The organism is Luteococcus japonicus, assembly GCF_003752415.1.
GTDB classification, from domain to species: Bacteria; Actinomycetota; Actinomycetes; order Propionibacteriales; family Propionibacteriaceae; genus Luteococcus; species Luteococcus japonicus.
Map to the genome: position 1 here is coordinate 2964110 of NZ_RKHG01000001.1, position 19130 is coordinate 2983239.

16 protein-coding genes are annotated in these 19130 nt (G+C 69.8%); 7 read left to right on the top strand and 9 right to left on the bottom strand.

Annotated elements, in window-relative coordinates; all coding sequences use genetic code 11:
- The first annotated feature begins 50 nt into the window (after window positions 1–50).
- Window positions 51–944 carry a methylenetetrahydrofolate reductase gene (locus EDD41_RS14100; RefSeq protein WP_094766135.1) on the top strand — a complete coding sequence of 298 codons (894 nt, stop codon included), beginning with the start codon at window positions 51–53 and terminating at the stop codon, window positions 942–944.
- A 179-nt stretch (window positions 945–1123) separates the two neighbouring features.
- Window positions 1124–1330, top strand: a complete 207-nt coding sequence (locus EDD41_RS14105) for a DUF2992 family protein (protein ID WP_123577129.1) — start codon at window positions 1124–1126, stop codon at window positions 1328–1330.
- 481 nt (window positions 1331–1811) lie between these two features.
- Here the strand turns inward: EDD41_RS14105 and EDD41_RS14110 are convergent, their stop codons facing one another.
- The 4 genes from EDD41_RS14110 to EDD41_RS14125 all read right to left on the bottom strand — a co-directional run bounded on the left by EDD41_RS14110 (window position 1812) and on the right by EDD41_RS14125 (window position 6960).
- Window positions 1812–4001, bottom strand: coding sequence for a HelD family protein (locus EDD41_RS14110; RefSeq protein ID WP_123577131.1), 2190 nt, complete (start codon window positions 3999–4001; stop codon window positions 1812–1814).
- Between the two features lie 103 nt (window positions 4002–4104).
- On the bottom strand, window positions 4105–5460 hold the full coding sequence (locus EDD41_RS14115) for a phytoene desaturase family protein (protein ID WP_123576340.1): 1356 nt from the start codon (window positions 5458–5460) through the stop codon (window positions 4105–4107).
- Window positions 5457–6059, bottom strand: coding sequence for a DUF4126 domain-containing protein (locus EDD41_RS14120; RefSeq protein ID WP_123576341.1), 603 nt, complete (start codon window positions 6057–6059; stop codon window positions 5457–5459). The genes EDD41_RS14115 and EDD41_RS14120 overlap by 4 nt, the downstream gene beginning before the upstream one ends.
- Window positions 6060–6096: 37 nt before the next feature.
- Window positions 6097–6960 (bottom strand): hypothetical protein, encoded by an 864-nt coding sequence (locus EDD41_RS14125; protein ID WP_123576342.1) that lies wholly within the window; start codon window positions 6958–6960, stop codon window positions 6097–6099.
- Between the two features lie 114 nt (window positions 6961–7074).
- Between EDD41_RS14125 and EDD41_RS14130 the strand changes: the two genes are divergently transcribed.
- From EDD41_RS14130 to EDD41_RS14145, 4 genes are all read left to right on the top strand, one after another.
- Complete coding sequence (locus EDD41_RS14130) at window positions 7075–7413, top strand: DUF6504 family protein (protein WP_123576343.1); 339 nt, start codon at window positions 7075–7077, stop codon at window positions 7411–7413.
- A gap of 7 nt (window positions 7414–7420) precedes the next feature.
- The gene (locus EDD41_RS14135; protein WP_123577133.1) at window positions 7421–11140 is read left to right on the top strand and encodes a DNA polymerase III subunit alpha; all 3720 of its coding nucleotides are present in this window, start codon (window positions 7421–7423) and stop codon (window positions 11138–11140) included.
- Window positions 11137–12297 (top strand): DNA polymerase IV, encoded by a 1161-nt coding sequence (dinB, locus tag EDD41_RS14140; RefSeq protein WP_123576344.1) that lies wholly within the window; start codon window positions 11137–11139, stop codon window positions 12295–12297. The genes EDD41_RS14135 and dinB overlap by 4 nt, the downstream gene beginning before the upstream one ends.
- Window positions 12298–12394: 97 nt before the next feature.
- Window positions 12395–12784 carry a DUF3040 domain-containing protein gene (locus tag EDD41_RS14145; RefSeq protein WP_123576345.1) on the top strand — a complete coding sequence of 130 codons (390 nt, stop codon included), beginning with the start codon at window positions 12395–12397 and terminating at the stop codon, window positions 12782–12784.
- A gap of 15 nt (window positions 12785–12799) precedes the next feature.
- Here EDD41_RS14145 and EDD41_RS14150 read toward each other — a convergent pair whose 3' ends face one another.
- Genes EDD41_RS14150 through EDD41_RS14170 form a run of 5 tightly spaced genes read right to left on the bottom strand, consistent with a single transcriptional unit; the run spans window position 12800 to window position 18337 of the window.
- Complete coding sequence (locus tag EDD41_RS14150) at window positions 12800–13165, bottom strand: HEAT repeat domain-containing protein (RefSeq protein ID WP_123576346.1); 366 nt, start codon at window positions 13163–13165, stop codon at window positions 12800–12802.
- Between the two features lie 50 nt (window positions 13166–13215).
- Complete coding sequence (locus tag EDD41_RS16635) at window positions 13216–13773, bottom strand: HEAT repeat domain-containing protein (RefSeq protein ID WP_143814038.1); 558 nt, start codon at window positions 13771–13773, stop codon at window positions 13216–13218.
- A 55-nt stretch (window positions 13774–13828) separates the two neighbouring features.
- On the bottom strand, window positions 13829–16087 hold the full coding sequence (locus tag EDD41_RS14160; protein ID WP_123576347.1) for a transglutaminase TgpA family protein: 2259 nt from the start codon (window positions 16085–16087) through the stop codon (window positions 13829–13831).
- A complete protein-coding gene (locus tag EDD41_RS14165; RefSeq protein ID WP_170165396.1) occupies window positions 16084–17346 on the bottom strand; it encodes a DUF58 domain-containing protein in 1263 nt (420 codons plus the stop codon). The genes EDD41_RS14160 and EDD41_RS14165 overlap by 4 nt, the downstream gene beginning before the upstream one ends.
- 4 nt (window positions 17347–17350) lie before the next feature.
- A complete protein-coding gene (locus EDD41_RS14170; protein ID WP_123576348.1) occupies window positions 17351–18337 on the bottom strand; it encodes an AAA family ATPase in 987 nt (328 codons plus the stop codon).
- 245 nt (window positions 18338–18582) lie between these two features.
- Here EDD41_RS14170 and mraZ point away from each other — a divergent pair, with 245 nt between their 5' ends.
- On the top strand, window positions 18583–19011 hold the full coding sequence (gene mraZ / locus EDD41_RS14175) for a division/cell wall cluster transcriptional repressor MraZ (protein ID WP_123577135.1): 429 nt from the start codon (window positions 18583–18585) through the stop codon (window positions 19009–19011).
- The last annotated feature ends 119 nt before the right edge of the window (window positions 19012–19130 follow it).

A 19130-nucleotide genomic window follows, 5' to 3' on the forward strand; every position in this document is an offset into this window, starting at 1 on the left:
GCGAGCCTACTTGTCCGGTCGTCGGTGCACGAATGGCTAGGGTGGGAAGCATGCCCCAGGACGCCCCCACCATCGCTGACCTGCTTGCCATCGCACAGCGTCCGCTGTTCGGATTCGAGTTCCTGCCCCCTCGCGAGGAGGCGGAATACGCCCGCACCCTGTCGGCCGTGGAGCGGCTGGAACCCTTGAAGCCGGACTTCGTCTCGGTCACCTATGGGGCGGCCGGCACGAATCGTGAGCGCACTGTCGAGACGACCCGCCAGATCGCCGCGACGTCGACCATTCCCGTGATTGGCCACCTGACCTGCTCCTCACAGAGCCGGCAGCAGCTGGAGGGCGTGATCGACGCCTATGCCGAGGTGGGGGTGCGGCACGTGCTGGCGATCCGCGGAGACATGCCAGGTGGGCCCACCGTGCCGTGGGAGAAGCACCCCGAGGGACTGGCGAATGCCACGGAGCTGGTGCGGCTGGTCAAGGGGCGGGGGGACTTCTGCGTCGGCGTGGCCGCCTTCCCCGACGTGCACCCGGAGCGGCGCGATGCGGACCTGGACGCCCGGATCCTGGTGGACAAGTACGAGGCCGGCGCCGAGTTCGCCATCACGCAGTTGTTCTTCAACCCGGACGCCTATTTCGACCTGGTGCAGCGCGTGCGGATGCTGGGCTGCCCGATCCCGATCATTCCCGGCCTGCAGCCCGTCACCAGCCTGAAGCAGGTGAAGTTCTTCGAGGAACTGTCCGGCGCTCCCGTGCCGGAGCAGGTCAAGTTGCGCCTCGGTGAGGCCGACGGGGACCCGGCCCGGGTGCGGGAGATCGGCTCCCGGATTGCCAGCGAGATTGCCGTCACCCTGTTGCGCGGTGGCGCTCCCGGCCTGCAGTTCTTCACCCAGAACCGATCGCTGGCGACGCGGGAGATCTTCGCGATGCTGCTCGAACGTCGCTGGTGAGGTCAGGCTGGCTCGGTCAGTTCCTGGCGCGCGAAACGCACAGTCCGGTGGGAAGTCCGGGCGACGCCGACAGGTGTCCGTCGCTCCCGTGAGTGGAGAATCCGGTGTCATCAGGTCCGCTTCGGCGGCTGGCCGTGGCGGCCCCGGTGCTCGCGGGGAGTGTGGACCCGGTGCGACGCATGAACCCCAAACGGGCGATCCGCGCGGCAGCGCGAGTGGCCCGCGAGCCACGGGCGAGCACTGCGGCCCAAGCGGCCCTGAAGGCAGACCAGGAGGCTCGTGGTCGTGCCGCTGCCGTTGAGCGCAAGCAGGACCGGATCGATGCTGCAGCCCAACGTCGGGCCAAGCGGGTGGAACGGTCGAAAGCAAAGCACCGTGGGGATTGAATCACCGAGAAGAGTTTCGAAAATCCCTTTGAATTCATGTCGCTTCAGAGTAGAAGTGAGGTAGTCCGGGAGGCTATTTCCGAGGAGGGTGGCCTGGAGGACACGTTTCGCGCGGCGTGATGGGAAGCAGTCCCGGCCGGTAGGCCACGCACCGCCGACCAACGCATCGCACCACGGGGAGTAGTTGCTGAGCAGCACCAGCTGGCGAGGGGCGGTGAAGGTGACCGTGGCAAAACCCCGCGCCAGATCCTCCTCTCCGAGCAGACCACATGCGTCGCCCAAGCTCACCGGCCCGGCCCACGCCCACACAGGCGGCCTTCCAGCACAGGAGATCCCGCGTCGCGCCATCTCGTTCACCATGGCGCAGTAGCCGGATTCCCACCCACGTGGGACATGGGCCCAACTGCCCACCAAGGCGTCACCGGCCCCAGCTCCCGCACCCGCTCCAGCGACTGGAAGGTCTTCAACCGGATCCGGCGGCTCACAGCGCCCGGCGCCAGGCTCCCGGCTTCCCGTCGACGTCCAGGATGGTCAGGCGCTGCGTCGGGCGGGTGAGGGCGACGTAGAGCACGCGCTCGCGGCCCGGCGTCTGCTCGACGATGTCGTCGGGGCTGACCACCAGGACGCCGTCATACTCCAGGCCCTTGCTCTCCAGCGGTGTCACCACCACGCACCGTTCCAGGTTCGCGACGATCTGCTGCTGCTGCGACGCATTGCGGCGCACCTGGCGCATCAGGTTCGGCGGCACGATGATGCCGATCGTCCCGTCCACCTGCTCGGCCAATGTGGCCACCTGCTCGCCGAGCGCATCCATCAATCCGTCGCGGTCCGTCACCGCCAGCACCGGCTGGTTTCCGGTGGAGCGCACTGCCTCCGGCAGGTCGGCCTCGGGGAAGACGGGGGTGATCACCTTCGCCGCCAAGTCGAAGACCTCGGCGGGGGAGCGGTAGTTCTTCGTCAGCCGGAAGGTGCGGTGTGGCGCGGAACCGATCAGTTCCTTCATCACCTGCTCCGTCTCGGCCGGCACCGGCCACGACGACTGTGCCGGGTCACCCACCAGCGTCCACGACGCCTGCGGACCCCGTCGGCGCAGCATCCGCCACTGCATCGGCGTGATGTCCTGCGCCTCGTCCACCAGCACGTGCGCGAAGGTGTTGTGCGGCTCGTCGTCCAGGCTCTCGTCGCGCTCGTCGCGCAGGATGTCCGCCGTGGTCACCAGCTCCTGCACGGCCTCGCCGCCCTCGATGAACAGCGATTCCTCCCGCTCCTCGGAGCGTGGGGAGGGCCCGATGATGCTCACCAGCTCGTCGAGCAGGGCAATGTCGGCGACGGACCACCCAGCGGAGCGCTCGTCGTCCTCGTCGCCGCCGACGGTGGTCGCGAAGCTGTCGGCGAGCACCCGGCGCTCGCGCTCGTCGAGCAGGTCACCGGCCACCCGGCCCAGCAGCTCGGCATCCGCGCAGCGCGCCAGCACCCGCGGTGCCGACAGTTTTGGCCACCACGCGTTCATCGCCATCTGGAAGGAGGCCTGGCTGGTCACCAGCTCCTCGAACTGGTCCCGGTCGATGTCGTGCTCGTCGGCGGGGAAGCGGCTCCACAGGGAGTTCACGACGGCCTGCTCGGCCACCTCGCGGGACTTGTTGTTGCGGTGCGTGGCCAGCAGCTCGGAGCGCATCCGGCGCAGCTTGTCCGCCTTCAGCGTAAGCACCTCGCCCTTGACGCTCACCCTCACCTGCAGCGCCTCGTCGTACTCCACCATCGGGGAGGCCACCAGCCGCTTGAGCAAGGGCAGCATCCGCAGGGAGCCCTTCAGGGTCGCCGCTTCGGCACCGTCCACCCGGTCGACGGCGGTGCGCAGCACGTCGCTGGCCACCGACCCGATCGACTTCAGCGTCACGGAGTCCTCGCCCAGACTGGGCAGCACCCGCTCGATGTAGTTCATGAAGACCGTCGAGGGGCCCACCACCAGCACCCCGCCCTTCTCCAGCCGCTTGCGGTTGGAGTACAGCAGATAGGCGGCGCGGTGCAGGGCGACGACGGTCTTGCCGGTGCCCGGCCCGCCGGCAATCACGGTCATGCCCTGGTAAGGGGCGCGGATCGCCTCGTCCTGCTGCGCCTGGATCGTCGCGACGATGTCCTTCATCTGGTGCCCGCGGGCACGGCTCAGCGCCGCCATCAGCGCACCCTCGCCGATCACGGGCAGGTCGGTGTGCACCGAGTCGTCCAGCAGGTCGTCCTCGATGCCGATCACCTTGTCATTGCGGCAACGCAGCACCCGGCGACGGATCACGTCCATCGGATTGTTCGCCGTGGCCCGGTAAAAGGGCTCCGCGGCCGGTGCACGCCAGTCGATCACCAGCGGTTCGTAGTCGTCGTCACGCACGCCGATCCGGCCGATGTAGCGGTGCTCCTCCTCGCGCAGGTCGAGGCGGCCGAAGACCAGGCCCTCGTGCTCCGCGTCGAGGACTGCCAGCCGCTTGGCGGCCTGGAAGGCGAAGGCGTCACGCTCGAACAGGGCGGTGCCGTCCTCCTCGCGCATCCAGTTGCCGCGGTCGGTGACGAACTTGCTCTGCCCCTCCGCCTGCACCTGTTTGGCCGACGCGGTGGCCACCTCCAACTGGGCATGGACACGGTCGACATGGAGCTGCTCAAGGGCGATCTCGCGTTCCAGCAGGGCCTGCTGGTCGGTGGTCTCGTCGGGGTGCTGCGGCTCGGTCAAAGGGATTCCTCACTGAAGACTTGCCTCACCACTTTACGCCAGTTGCCGCGACGCGTCAGCCGCCGCTCGGGCGCGCCTGCCGGGGCAGCCGCGGCTGCTCCTTGTTCGTGGGCCGGATGTCATCGCCCGTCAGGTGTTCATGGATCTCGTAGACGGCCAGTGCGGCGCTCAACAGCTCCCCCCACGGGTCCGGGCCCGCATGGCTGGTGGACGCCGCGGCCCACGTTCCGTCTCCGCCGAGCAGGGGCCGTTGCTGCCAGGCCCGGAAGGAGTTGGGCGCGAGGCCCCAGGCCAGGTCGGGGCGTGGCTGGTTGTGGTCGTGGATGGTCTGCAGGACCCGTCCGTCAGGCAGCGGGCGGTGCCAGGTGACCACGGGCGCGCCGGCGGAGTGGTCCACCACCTCGACGATCCCGTGGGAGACCTCCGTCTCCTCGGGGGACAGGGAGAGGCCTTCCAATTCCTCGGGCATCCGGTCGGCCAGCACCTGGCGCACCGTCGGCGCCATGGCGGGGCGCCCCACGGGACGCCCCAGGAAACTCATGGCACGACGGGGCAGTGCGTCCAGGTGCACATCGGCCGGTGCCGTGCTGCCCGGCTGGATGGGGGACAGGTCCGGCAGGCCGGATCCCAGCAGGGGTTCGGGTTCGCCCGTCCGCTCGACGCCGCGCAGCCGCAGCCGGTCCGTGAGCAGGTCCACCATCCGGGAGGCGCGCACTGCGACGCCGTCGGCATCGACGAGTTGCCAGAAGCCGAAGCGGCGGTGCAGCACCAGCCGCACGGCCAGCAGGGCGGGCAGGCGGCCGGGGGCGGCTCCCGCCAGCGGTCCCTGACTACGCACGATCCGGGCCAGCCGGGGATCGCCGGACTGCTCGGCCAGTTCGTCGAGGCTGCTGTTGGCCAGCAGTGCGGCACGGGTGGCGCGGTTGAAGGTATCGGGGCCCACCGGCCTCTCCAGCCCTACTATCCGCAGCTGTTGCCACAGTTCGTCGAGACTGTCGAGCAGGGCCGTCCACCGCTGTGCGGCGGGCGTACCGAAGGCCTCGGAGATGGCATGGAACTGGGCCCCCCGCTCGGCCGGGAGGTGCAGCTCGCGCCCGTCGGCGAAGCGGTGCACCTGCGGAGGTCCTGGCACCAGCCGCAGCTGGTTGCGGGCCAGTTCCGCGTCGAGGGCGCGGCCGGACTTCTTGAACAGGTCCCGCCAGGTGGCCGGCAGGCGGAAGAGCTGCGGCAGCTCATCGGCCTCCACGCCCAGGTGGGAGTGGGCAGCCCAGTGGCCACCGTCGGGCAGGCCGTCGGAGTCCAGGACGACGTGGTGCCCGGCCTTCGCCAGCCGGGCCGCCGCTGCCATTCCGGACAGGGTGGCGCCGGTCACGAGCACGGTGGCCGGGGAGTTCGAGGACGCGGCCGTCACAGGCCCGCCCCGCCGGAGCGCAGCCGGGCCAGGTTGCGGCGCACCACACCCACTCCTCGTCGGATCTGGGCGAAGACCAGCGCGAACAGCACCAGCCCCACCAGCAGGATCACGCCGGCGGCGACGGCGGCCGGGACGGGGTGCTCCGCGGCCAGCGCCAACACGGCCACCAGCGAGACGTCATTGGCCACCGAGGCGGTCACATTGCTGACCGGTTCCGGGGAGGTGTTGATGGCCAGCCGCAGCCCGGACTTGGTGATGTGGCTGAGCAGGGCACTCACGCCGCCGACGCCGGCCAGGGTGATGGTGGTCAGCGAACCGGTGTTGCCGGCGATCAGTGCGGCGATCACGGCACCCGCGACGGGTCGCACCACGGTGGAGGCGGCATCCCAGGTGGAGTCCACCAGGGGGATCTTGTCCGCCAGCAGCTCGATGGTGGCCAGTACGGCCATCACGGCGAGCACATCGGTGCGCTGGAAGCCGAGCGGAACCTCACCGACATTCGCGAAACGGCCGAGCAGTCCCAGGACGAGCACGGTGGCCCAGGCGTTGAGGCCGGAGGCCCACCCGGTGGCGAAGGTCATGGGGAGAAGTTCCATGCCCAGAAGACTAGGACAGGTCGACGAGTGCCTCGTGTCAGAACTCCCAGCCAAGCTGGTGCACGCCGGGGATGGGGTCGGCGAGGGAGAGCTGGACGAGGCGGGTGGGCTCGAGCTGCTGTGACGCGGGGTGCTGGTCCTCGTTCTCGGCTCCCGGCCGCACGGTGTAGGTCGCGAGGCGGGGACGCCGGTCAAGGAAGTGCACGTCTATGGCCAGGTGGTCGATCGGCCTGGGCAGGACGCGGGCAAAACCGAAGTCCTCATCGTCGGCGATGTCCCAGACCACGCGGTACTCCATCTGGGCCGTCTCGCCCTGGGACACGGGGCGTGACAGCTTCAGTTCGGCGATCACCAGGCCGTTGTCCACCGTGGTCACATCGCCCAAGGAGCAGCCGGCGACTGGCTCGACGACAGGCAGGCATCGGGAGGACGCCTCCTGGCGAAGGACCAGGGGAATGCGGTGCAGGCAGGCCGTCTCGGCGCGCAACAGCTGGCGGGTCGTCTCGCTCTGGGTGGTACGCGCCAGGCTGAACTCGATGCTGTCCTGCAGGGTCTGGTTGGCGAAGTCCGGGTCCGGGTTGAAGCCAATCCGGATCAGGGCGCCGCTGATCCGCGGATTGCGGTTGGCGCCCTGCGGCAGGGCTCCGGTCAGGCCTCCGTCGGGGACGCGCAGCACCTTCTCCAGTTCCCGCAGCGCCATCAGGGAGCGGGTGCGGGTGGGCAGGGAACGGCCGGTCTGCCAGTAGCTCAGGGTGGCGATGGAGATGGGGGTTCCGCTCTCGCGCAGGTGCTGGGCGATGCGGTCCAGGGTGAGGTTTCGCTGGGCGATGGCGGCGGACAGCACGGCCGCGAAGTCCGTCGGCAGACCCGGTCCGGAGGAGTTGGGGCTGGCGGACGGCATGGATCCATCATGACTCACTCACTGGTCCTTCTGCGAGCTTGACCTTTTGTCGGAGGAGGCATCTATAGTTCTCCGTGTTCGAACGATTGTTCGATTCAAGGTCGGAGGTGTGGGATGCGCAGGTTCGACGAGCGGATCGAGGTGCGGCTGGGTCGCGTCGGTGAGCAGGAGGGGCCCAGCCAGTTCCTGTGGCGCAACCGGTTGTGGCGGGTGCTGGCGCTGCAGGAGCGCTGGATCGAGTCCGGCGCCTGGTGGGACTCCCCCCGGGCACGGGCCGTGCGCGGGGACTGGACCGCCGGATCCCCGGACGAGGGGGCCGACGCGGACCTGCTGTGCGAGCGGGAGGTCTGGCGGGTGGAGGCCGCCAATGGCCGCTCCTTCAGCCGCGGCATCTACGAACTGGTAAACAAGCCCTCCGACGGCAGCTGGCAGCTGCGCGCCGTCATGGACTGAGGGTGTGATGGATCCCTTCGTGCACCTGAGGGTGGCCTCCGGCCATTCCCTGCAGTACGGCGCCAGCCACCCCGCAGAACTCGTCGCCGCGGCCGCGGCCCAGGACATGGACACCCTTGCCCTGACCGACCGCGACGGCCTCTACGGCGCCATCCGCTTCGCCAAGGCCTGCCTGCGCACCGGCGTGGCGCCCGTCATCGGCGTGGACCTGGCCGTGCCCTTCGACGACCAGCGTCGCAGCGCCCAGGTGACGAGGATGCGCGACCCGCGGCTGCCCCGGGTCGTCGCCACCGCCACCTCCCGCGCCGGCTGGGCCCAGCTGTGCGGGCTGGTCACCGACACCCATCTGGGTGGGGACAGGGGGCGGCCCGTCGCCAGCCGGGAACTGCTCGCCTCCCATGCCTCAGGTGGGGATCTGGTGGTCACCCTCGGTGCGGACAGCCAGTACGGGCTGCACATTGCCTCCGGTCAGCCGGACCTGGCCCGCGCCGAACTGCGTCGCTGGCTGGATGTGGTGGACCCGGCCCAGCTGGTCGTCGCCGTCACCAACCACCAGGCCGGCGGTCACGGGATCGGCAGCGCCCACCAGGCCGCCGGGATGCTCGCCATCGCCGACGAGCACGGCCTGACCGGTGTGCTCACCAACCAGGTCCGGATGGTCGAACGTCGCCAGGCAGTCACCCTCGACGTGCTGGACGCCGCCCGGCGGCTCGTCCCGCTGGACGCCCGCACTGTGGACCGGCGCAATGCCGAGGCACACCTCAAGAGTGGCAAGCAGATGCTGCAGCTGGCCGAACACGTGGCCAGGCTCTCCGGGCGTGGGGAGCGAGGTGCCGAGCGACTGTTGGCCGACACCCGGATGCTGGCGCTGCGCTGCCGGCTGGACCCCCGAGGCGACCTGGGTCTGGGTGAGGTCCACCTGCCGGAATTCGAGACCCTGGGCACCACCACCGAGCAGGCCATGGCGGAACTGCGCCGCCGCTGTGAGGCCGGTGTCGCCGACCGCTATGGCGCCATGACCGAGGCCGTGCGCTCCCGGCTCGATGACGAACTCGACGTGATCGCCCGGCTGGGCTACGTCTCCTACTTCCTGACCGTCGCAGAGGTGGTGCAGCTGGTGCGCGACATGGGCATCCGCTGCGCCGCCCGCGGTTCGGGGGCCGGCAGCTTGGTCAACCACCTGCTGGGCATCTCCGGGGTGGACCCGATCCGGTACGGGCTGGTGATGGAACGCTTCCTGTCCCCGCTGCGCCAGGCGCTGCCGGACATCGACCTCGACGTCGAGTCCGCCCGTCGCACGGAGATCTACGAGAAGATCCTCGCCACCTTCGGCAGCAACCGGGTGGCCTGCGTCGCGATGCTGGAGACCTACCGGGTGCGCCACGCCGTGCGCGATGTCGCCGCCGCGCTCAGCATGCCGCCCAACGAAGCCGACGCCATCGCCAAGGCCTTCCCACACATCCGTGCCCGCGACGCCCGCAAGGCCCTGCGGGACCTGCCCGAACTGCGCGCCGCCGGCCTGGCCGAACGCCGTCTGGACCTCTTCTTCGAGCTGGTCGAGTCCCTCGACGGACTGCCCCGACACGTCGCCCTGCACCCCTGCGGGGTGATCCTGAGCGACTCGACGCTGCGCGAACGCACTCCACTGGAAACCAGCTTCAGCGGATTCCCGATGAGCCAGTTCGACAAGGACGACGTGGAGGACATCGGCCTGCTCAAGCTCGACGTGCTGGGCATCCGGATGCAGTCGTCGATGTCCCATGCCCTGACCGAGCTGGGGCGCACCACCGGCAGCGCCCCGGACATCGACGCACTGGCCCCCTTCGACGATCCGGAGGTCTACGACATGATCGGCCACGCCCAGACCCTGGGCTGCTTCCAGATCGAGTCACCCGGTCAGCGCGAACTGGTCGGCAAGTTCGGCCCCTCCACCTTCAACGACATCATCATCGACATCTCCCTCTTCCGTCCCGGGCCGGTGAAGTCGGACATGGTGATCCCCTTCCTCAATGCCCGTCAGGGATGGTCACCGCCCCGCTACCTGCATCCTGATCTTGAACCGGTGCTGGCCGAGACCGGCGGGGTGGTGGTCTTCCACGAACAGATCATCAAGATCATCTCCGTGATGACCGGCTGCAGCCTGGCCCAGGGTGACGAGGCCCGACGGGCCCTGGGCGACCCCGCGGGGCAGCTCGACGTGAAGGACTGGTTCGTGCCCCTGGCTCGTGGGCGTGGCTACTCGTCGCGGGTGGTGGAACGGGTCTGGCACGTGCTGGAGTCCTTCGCCAGTTTCGGTTTCTGCAAGGCCCACGCCGCGGCCTTCGCGCTGCCCACCTACCAGTCGGCCTGGCTGAAGCGGCACCATCCGGCCCACTTCCTGGCCGGGGTGCTGACCCATGACCCAGGGATGTACCCCAAGCGCCTGGTGCTGGAGGAGGCCCGTCGCTGCGGCATCGAGGTGCTGGGCGCGGACGTGAACCTCTCGGGTGCCACCTATCGGGTGGAGTCCCTCACGATGGCCGAGATCCCCGAGCCTGTCGAGGGGCTCCCCGACGGGCGGGGATGGGGGATCCGGATCAGCCTGGCGGACGTGAAGGGGATCAGCGAACTGGACGTGGCCCGGATCGTCGCCGCCCAGCCCTTCACCAGCCTCAGCGACTTCTGGGCCCGTGCCCAGGTCAGTGCACCCCTGGCCGAGAACCTGGTGCTGGCGGGCGCCTTCGACGGGATGTACGGCGTCGGCAGGCCCTCGTCGGTGCTGCGTCACGGCCGGTTGACCCGCCGTGACCTGTTGCTGGCCCTGGCTGACCTGGTGCGCCAGTCCCGGGTGGATGCCCGCACCGCCAGCCGCGCCCGTGGCTTGCGGCGCAGCGGCACGACGCCCGGCCATGCCGCCGACCGGATGGCCGGAGTGCAGCTGGCGCTGGACTTCACCGAGCCCGTCTCGCCGGCCGAGCTGCCCGTCTCGTCGGCCGAGCTCGTCGAGGTCCCCACCGACGTCGCGGCCACCGGCCTGCCGGAGATGGACCACGACGAGCGGCTCGCGGCCGAGCTGGAGATCCTTGGCCTGGACGTCAGCCGGCACGTGGTCGACGGCTACCGGGACCTGCTCGACGAGCTGGCCACCGTCAGCTCCACGGACCTGCTGAAGCACCGGCAGAAGGCGGACCTGCTGGTGGCGGGGGTCAAGGTGGCCACCCAGACCCCGCCGGTGCGTTCGGGCCGACGGGTGGTCTTCCTCACCCTCGACGACGCCACCGGACCAGTGGACTGCACCTTCTTCGAGGACGCCCAGGGGCCCTATGCCAGCACCGTCTTCTCCTCCTGGCTGCTGGTGGTGCGCGGCGAGCTGCGTCGCACCGGCCCGCGCGGGGTCTCGCTGCGCGCCACCGGCGCCTGGGACCTGACCGAACTGCACCAGGTCTGGCGGGAGAGGCTGGAGACCGGCGCCTCCCGACGCCAGGCTCTGGCCGCGGTGCTGGAGCTTGTGGAGCGGGTGCCTGCCCGTCCCTCCGTCCCCGAGCCAGCCACCTCCTCGTCCCCCGAGCCTGCCGAAGGGCCTGGGGAGGGGCGGACTCGCGCCGGGGGGATGGGACAGCGCCGAGTGCTGGTGCATGCCAGCGGCTTCAAGCAGTCGCCCTATGCCGACGTGAAACCCGCAGGGGTGCCCGCCAGCCAGGCGCCACGCAAGCTGTGGCACTCCTCACCAGGAAGCTCCGGACGATGAACCGGGTGATCCTGCACGTGGACATGGACGCCTTCTACGCATCGGTGGAGATGGCCCGGCGCCCGGAGCTCAGGGGTCGTCCGATGTACGTCGGGGGAGCGCATCGTGGCGTGGTGCTGAGCGCCAACTACGAGGCCCGGCGGTATGGCATCGAGGGCGGGATGAGTTCCACGCGTGCCCGGCGGCTGTGCCCACAGGCGGTGGCGGTGCCTCCGGACTTCGACGCCTACCAGGTGGTCTCGCACGGCGTCTTCGCGATCTTCGAGACCGTCACCGCGCAGGTGGAGGCGGCCAGCATCGACGAGGCCTTCCTGGACATCACCGGCGCGCTTCGCCGGCTGGGGGACCCGGTGATGATCGGGGAGCGGCTGCGCGCCCAGGTGGCCGACGAACAGCAGGTGCCCTGCTCGGTGGGGATCGGGCCCAGCAAGTTCGTCGCCAAGCTGGCCAGCAAGCAGGCCAAGCCCGACGGGCTGGTGCTGGTGCGCCCGCAGGAGGTGCTGGACTTCCTGCACCCGTTGCCGGTGGAGGCGATGTGGGGGGTGGGCCCCTCGACGGCCGGGAGGCTGCACAAGCTGGGCTTGCTGACCGTGGCGGACCTGGCGCACACCCCGCGGGCGACGCTGCAGCGCGCCTTCGGGGCCAACCAGGGCGGCCAGTTGCATGACCTGGCGTGGGGCAGGGATGCCCGACGGGTGGTGCCGGAGCAGACCGAACGCTCCATCGGGGCGCAGGAGACCTTCGCCCGGGACACCGATGACGCGGCCATGGTCCGCACCGAGATCCTGCGGCTGAGCGGCCGCGTGGCCTCCCGGATGCGTCGGGCACGGATGTTGGGCCGGGTGGTGTGCGTGGAGGTGCGTTTCGCGGACTTCTCCACCACCAGCCGCACCATCACGCTGGACAGTCTCACCGATGTCACCGACGAGGTCTTCGACGGCGCCTGGCGGGCCTTCGGCAGGTTGAAGCTGCAGCGGGCCCGGATCCGACGGGTGGGGGTCAGGGTGGAGGGCCTGGTGGAGGCGGACCAGGCCTTCCAGCAGCTGCCACTGGATGCCCCGGAGCGGGGGATGCGGGAGGTGGAACTGGTGGCCGACGAGGTGGTCAACCGCTTCGGACCGGCCGCGGTGCAGCGGGCGTCGCTGACCCGTCGCTGAACCGGGCCCCCCCGCGCCTTCCGCCGGGCCGTCGGCCGACCTACACTGGAGGGTAACCGACGGACCCGGCCGGCGGTGACGGACCAAGGAGGCAGCGATGGCTCTTTCGGAGCAGGAACAGCGCTTGCTCGAACAGTTGGAGGCCTCTCTGGCCGCCGATGACCCCACCTTGGCCCGAGCACTGCGTGGTGACGGGCCCGCCCCGCGCCTTCAGCGGCGCCATGCGGGAGTGATGCTGCTGGGGCTCGCCGTCGGGCTGGTCGGCCTGATCGGCGGCATGCAGCTGCACCCCGTGGTCAGTGTGCTGGGCTTCGTCGTGATGCTGATCTCCGCGGTCTCCCTGTCCGAACAGCTGCGCGCCGTGGGCGAGGGGAAACCCCGCGCACCGCGCGCCATGCCTCGGTCATCACGCATGCCCGGCAGCCCCTTGGACGACGAGCACCTGGACCGTGCGCGTGAGCGCTGGCGTCAGGAGGGCGGCCGCTGAGCCACCCTCAGGAGATCAGGGCCAGGGCGAGCAGGGCCACCTGGGGATCCGGGTCGCCTGTGAGCTGACGAGGCGTGCGCGGGCACGAGGGGTTGCGATCTCGACGAGCGCCTGGGCCAGCCGAGCACGTGCCGGCGCCGGAGTCGAGGGAGCGGCCAGGGCGGCGTCGACGGCATCCATGACGTCGTCGACGAGGTCGGCGGAGCCGCTCAGCCGGGCGAGGCTCTCGGCGGCCTCGACGTCGTGGTCACCATCCACCACCAGACCCAACAGCACCGGGATGGCGGCAGCGATGCCCTGCCCGGACAGGGTCATGGCCGCATGCCGCCGCACCCCCGGGTCGCTGTCGGGCAGGGCGGTGGTGAGCACCGAGCGTGGCATCCGCGGGGAACTTGCTGATGGTGAGGACGGCCCGCCGCCGCACGGTGGGATCAGCCTCTCGCGCGGCCTCGGACAGCGGCTCGATCGCGGCCGGGCCGAGGCGCGCCAGCGCCCAACCCAGGGCGCCGGCCACATGGGCGTCGGACTCTCCCACGAGCGCCCGGACCAGGGTGGCGGGGGGCAGGGCCGGTGCGGTCTGGCCCTGCCCCAGCGCGACCTGCTGGCGCTGGGCGGGTTCGCCACGGTGCAGGGTGCGTACCGAGGGGGTCACGCAGCATGTCCTGGGTGGTCCAGGGCCAGGTGCTCGGTTCGGCGATCTTGGACAGGCTGTGCAGGGCCTGGCTGCGTGCCTGCGGATTGCGTGACTCCAGCTCGGGCTTCAGGCGGGGCAGGGTCAGCTCGGCGGGCAGCTGGACCAGCGCCCAGGTGAGCATGTCGCGCACGAAGAAGTCCGGCTCGATGCCGCACCGCATGATCACGACCTTCACGAGGCTGGCCTCGGGCGGGGAACCGGCCGCCATCGCTGCCGATAGCCGGGCGGACGAGTCGCCGGCGCCCAATGCGTCGGCAAGGCTCTGGGCTCGCGGGGAGAACTGTCGTGGGCTCATGTGGCCACCTCCTGGGAAACAGGAGACACCTTGACACTGTGTCAAGGTCAAACGATCAGGACACGTAGTGCTGGTGGTCGGTCTCCTGACGCACCGCGACGTGACCGTCGGCGGTGCCGGTGAGTCGCTTCCACAGCGAGCGGGGCAGCAGCAGCGCCAGCATCCGGCCACCGGTGGTGGCGCCGGCCAGCAGCTGGTTGCGCAGCTCCCGCACGTCGTCGCCCACATTGCCCAGCTCGCCCAGCGTGCGGGCATAGCGGGAACGTTCGACCCCCATGGCGAGCCGGTCCAGCGCCTCGCCTCCCCGCTCGTCGAAGTGGGGGGACAGCGCGGCGGCATTCTCCCGCGGCGTGCCCTGCGGCCAGGGCTGCCCGAGGTCGTGCAGGGTGTCGCGCAGCTCCAGCCAGCCGCGGGTGACCCGGTCGTACGGATCGGCGGATGCGTCGAGACGACGTGAGCGGCTGAGCAGGCGGATCATCGAGGGCAGCGAGAGTAGTCCGAGCAGACCCAGGATGCCGGCACCCCACTTGATGATCTTCGTCCAGGCGGTGGGCTCGCCGGCTGGGGTGGGGTCGATGCTGCTGGCCGAGGAGCTCGGGCTGGCCGAGGCGGAGCTGGGGGACTTGCTGGGGGCCTTGGAGCTGGCACCACCCGATGCGGTGGCGGAGGGCAGCGGCTTGACGTCCTTGTTGACCAGGGACCACTCCGGGGCGGAGGCGACGCGGCTGGTGGGCTCGAAGCGGACCCAGCCGTAGTCCTTGAAGTACAGCTCCGGCCAGGCGTGCATGTTGCTGGCCTTGACCTCGTAGTGGTCGCCCTTCTTCTCGCCGGGAAGGAAACCGACCGAGACGCGTGAGGGGATGCCCTCGATGCGTGCCATCAGGGCCATCGCGGAAGCGAAGTGCACGCAGTAGCCGGTCTTGTCCTTGGTGAGGAAGTTGGTCAGCACCTCGAAGCCGTCGCCGGGCGGGGCGGTGGTGGAGTACCCGAAGTTGCGAGGGCTGGACAGGTAGGCCTGGATGGCGGCCGCCTTCAGCACCGGCGTCGACGCGCCCTTCGTGACGTCATGGGCAATGTCCATGATCGGCTTGGGGACGTCATTGGGCACTGCCGCGGTCGTCTTGGCATCGGAGGGGGTGCCGCTCTCGGCCAGGGTGAAGTTCTCGGCCTGAGGATCGTTCAGCGCCGAGGTCACCTGGTAGGTCTTGTTGCGGATCGAATCGGTGCGGTTCTCGTCCTCGGTGGACAGGATCGTCAGCGTCTGCGGGTCATAGCGCCAGCGGCCCTCGGCGGTGTGGCTCTGGGGGGCATAGGGCGCGGGCAGGTACTCGCCGGACAGGTCCTGCACGGAGATCTCCGCAGTGACCTGCTTGCCCGGGGTGGTCAGTCCGGGGGGTGCGGGCAGCGCGCCGTCCTTGAGCTGGACCGGGGACATGTGCCAGCCCTTGGCATCCATCACGGTCAGTGAGGCGGTGCGCAGGTAGAGCGGTTCGTCGGCCTTGTAGGTCAGCACGACGCGGTCCACCGGAAGGTTCAGGTTCTTCGAGAGGTCGATGGTGGGGTCCGCCATCTCCAGCGGGCCGCTGCCCCGGGGACGGGCGGACTCGATGTCCAGGTTGCCCAGCCGGGGGACGATGGCGCCCAGTCCGAGCGCCAGGACCAGGGCCGGGACACCCACCAGGGCACCCAGGCGCAGCGCGCCGGCCTTGGAGTGCGGGTTGTGGGCGGAGTCGCTGGCCAGGTTCCTGGTCCAGGCGGAGTTCTCGTTGATGCCGTCGGCCACCAGGACGACGAGGTAGCCCACGCCGAGCAGTGCGAAGACCCACCAGGAGACGTCACGGCCGATGGCCAGTGCCGGGATCAGGTAGAGCGTGAGCAGCGGGGCCAGCATCCAGGCGGTGGCCTGCAGGGTGACCACCAGGATGTCGGCGACGATGGTGACCAGTCCGATCAGCAGCACCATCAGCCAGGTGACCGCGGCGGTCGGTGTCATCGGGGCCAGCTCGACGCGGATCTGCATCACGGCTCGCGAGAGCAGTGCGGGCAGGTGGGTGATGCCGCGGTCCGCGGCGGGCTGGGCCAGCAGCCCCAGGCCAAGACCGACGGCTGTCAGGCTCACCAGCTGTGCCAGGTGCACCACCATGGCGGGCAGGCCGAAGCGTCGCAGGAGCAGGGAGAGCACCTGCAGCAGCAGGATGACCCCGGCGCCCTGGGCCAGGAAGAGCCGGTCCTGGGTCAGCGGAACCAGGCTGAACTGCCCCAGCAGCATGGCAAGGGCGACGGCCAGCGTCAGACGATCGGACGGGCGCATCATGCGCCACCTCCTCGGCGTTCGAGTTCGGCCCAGGCCTCGGCGACGGAGCTGCCACGCTTGACCTGCACGACGCGCCACTGGGCCTCGGACAGCTGGCGGACACATTCTTCGTGCTGGGCAATGACCTCGGGTTCGGCCCGCAGGCCGCGGATGGTGAAGGAGTCGACGTCCAGCACGATGGCCAGGCCGACGGTGCGGCCGCGCCGGGCGGTGGCCAGCGCCGTCACGTCATCGGGGGACAGGCGGCCCAGGACGGCCACCAGCATCTCTCCCTGGCGCTGCAGGTTGGTCTCGAGCGCGGTCTCCAGGCTGTCGATGGCGCAGGTGTCCTCGTCGGTCATCGCGAGCAGGACGGCCTCCCGGGCGGCATAGGGGTCCTCGGCGCTGGAGGTGGGCACCAGTCCTTCGGAGTCCACCATCGCCAGCCGGTATCCATTGGTGATCAGGTGGTGGGCGATGCTGGTGGCGGCCGAGACGGCCCATTCGAAGCTGGAGGTGCGGCCGGTGCCGGCGTGCGAGCTCTCGCGGGAGTCGAGCAGGATGGTCACGCTCGGGTCCCACGCCTGCTCCTCGCGGCGCACCATGATCTCGCCCTTGCGGGCCGTGGAGCGCCAGTGGATGCGACGCACGTCGTCGCCGTCGCGGTATTCGCGCACCAGCACGTCGTCCTGGCCCACCAGGCCGATCTTCTGCGGGGTGGACTCGCCCGAGGCATTGTTGCCGGCGGCGGCGCCCATCTGAGTCAGCGGCACGACCTCCGGGGTGACCAGCACCTCGTTGGAGGCGCGGAACTGGCGGTCGATCTGTGCCAGGCCGAAGGGGTCCACGGCGCGCACCAGCAGTGGGCCGACGCGGTAACGACCGCGGGCCAGACCCATCAGTGGGTAGGTGAGCTGGCGCTTCCAGTCACCGGCGAAGGTGTGGATGGTGAAGCGCGGGCGGCGTCCCAGCTCACGGGGAACGGTGTCCTCGAAGCGCAGCAGGCCAACAGGAAGGGCGCCGGCCTTGCGCAGGTCCAGCGTCGCGTCCATCCGTTCGCCCAGCGTGACGCGGGGCGGGTCGATGGTGCGTTCGCTGACCAGGTGGAGGCGGGAACGGCCGACGACGCCGATGGCGGCCACGGGCAGCAGGATGAGCAGGATGCTCACCCGTGCCAGATCGCGCTGGCCGAAGGCCATGCAGGCGATCAGCAGCACCACCCCGAGGACAAGGAATGCCTTGCCTCGGGGTGTGAGCGCTCGCCAGGACTTGGCGATCAAGAATTCACCTTCGGTCGGGGATGGCCACGGTCTCCACCGCGGCATCGATGATCTCGGCAACCGTCCGTCCGGCCAGCTGTGCCTGCACCGAGGGCAGCACGCGGTGGCCCAGTACGACGCGGGCCAGGGCCTGGACATCGTCCGGGATGGAGTAGTCGCGGCCCTGCAGGGCCGCCTGGGCGCGCACGGCCCGCAGCAGGTGCAGGCTGGCGCGCGGGGAGGCACCCAGACGCAGGTCCTTGCTGGCGCGGGTGGCGGCGACGACGCCGACGATGTAGTCCTTCACGGCCGGCGCGACGTAAACGTCCTTGACGGCGCGGATCAGGGCGACGATGGTCTCGGCGTCAGTGACGGGCTGCAGGCTCTCCAGAGGGTTGGAGCCGCCGTGCGAATCCAGCATGTCCAGCTCGGAGGCGCGCGTCGGGTAACCCATCTCGATCCGGGCCATGAAGCGGTCACGCTGGGCCTCGGGCAGGGGGTAGGTGCCCTCCATCTCGATCGGGTTCTGGGTGGCCACCACCATGAAGGGCGCGGACAGCTCGTGGGTGATGCCGTCACTGGAGACCTGGCGCTCGGCCATCGCCTCGAGCAGTGCGGACTGCGTCTTGGGGGAGGCGCGGTTGATCTCGTCGCCCACCACGATGTTGGCGAAGATGCCGCCGGGCTTGAACTCGAAGTCGTGCGTGTCCTGGTTGTAGATGCTGACGCCGGTGATGTCGCTGGGCAACAGGTCGGGCGTGAACTGCAGGCGGCGCACGCTGCAGTCGATCGAGCGGCCCAGGGCCTTGGCCAGCATCGTCTTGCCGACGCCTGGGACATCCTCGACGAGCAGGTGGCCCTCGGCCAGCAGCACCGCCAGGGCGATGTCGATCTGTTCGGTCTTGCCCTCGATGACGCTCTCGATGGCGGTGCGGACCTGGCCCATCACCTCTACCACGTCGGACAGGTTGCGGCTCTCGGCCCCATTCTGCTCCACCGGGTTCTCCTTCATGTCGGGCACTCGAGGGCGCCTTGGCGTTGCTGGCATAGGACGGCCGGTCTGATGACCAACTGCTTGGTGAATCGTACCGTGCACACCCCTTCATCCCAACGTCACCGGACGGGGGTCGGCGGACCTGAAGATGCCCCAAATGGAGCGAAAGGGGAGTGGAAGGTGTTTGAAGTGGAGGGTTGTGGAGTATTGTGGAGTCAAGTGGAGGAAATCGGCGTGATCGTGGAGTGAGCGGAGGTGGCCAGGTGTTCCTGGGTACCCATACTCCGAAGATCGACGAGAAGGGTCGTTTCTTCCTGCCGGCGAAGTTTCGCGACGAGTTGGCCGAGGGCCTGGTGATCACCAGGAGTCAGGATCGCTGTCTGGCGATCTACCCGACGGCCACCTTCGTCGAGATGACCAAGCAGGTGAGCACCGCTCCGACGACCCTGAAGCAGGTCCGTGACTTCCAGCGCATGCTGGCGGCCGGGGCCTCGGACGAGACGCCGGACAAGCAGGGGCGAGTCACCATCCCGCCCCAGCTGCGCAGCTACGCGGGTCTGGAGTCCCAGATCGTCGTGGTGGGTGCCATCAACCGGGTCGAGGTCTGGGACGTCGCCGCGTGGGAGGAATACTCCGCGCAGCAGGAATCGGTCTTCGCCGAGATGAACGAGGAGGTCTTCCCCGGCCTGTGAGGTCGGGTTGGACCAACGATGGGAAACGGATTGCGCCCTGAGGCTTCAATCCGGGGTTCCGACCCCCTGGCTCACCTTCCCCGGTGCCAGGTGGTCCTTCCCGCGGGGTGCATACCCCA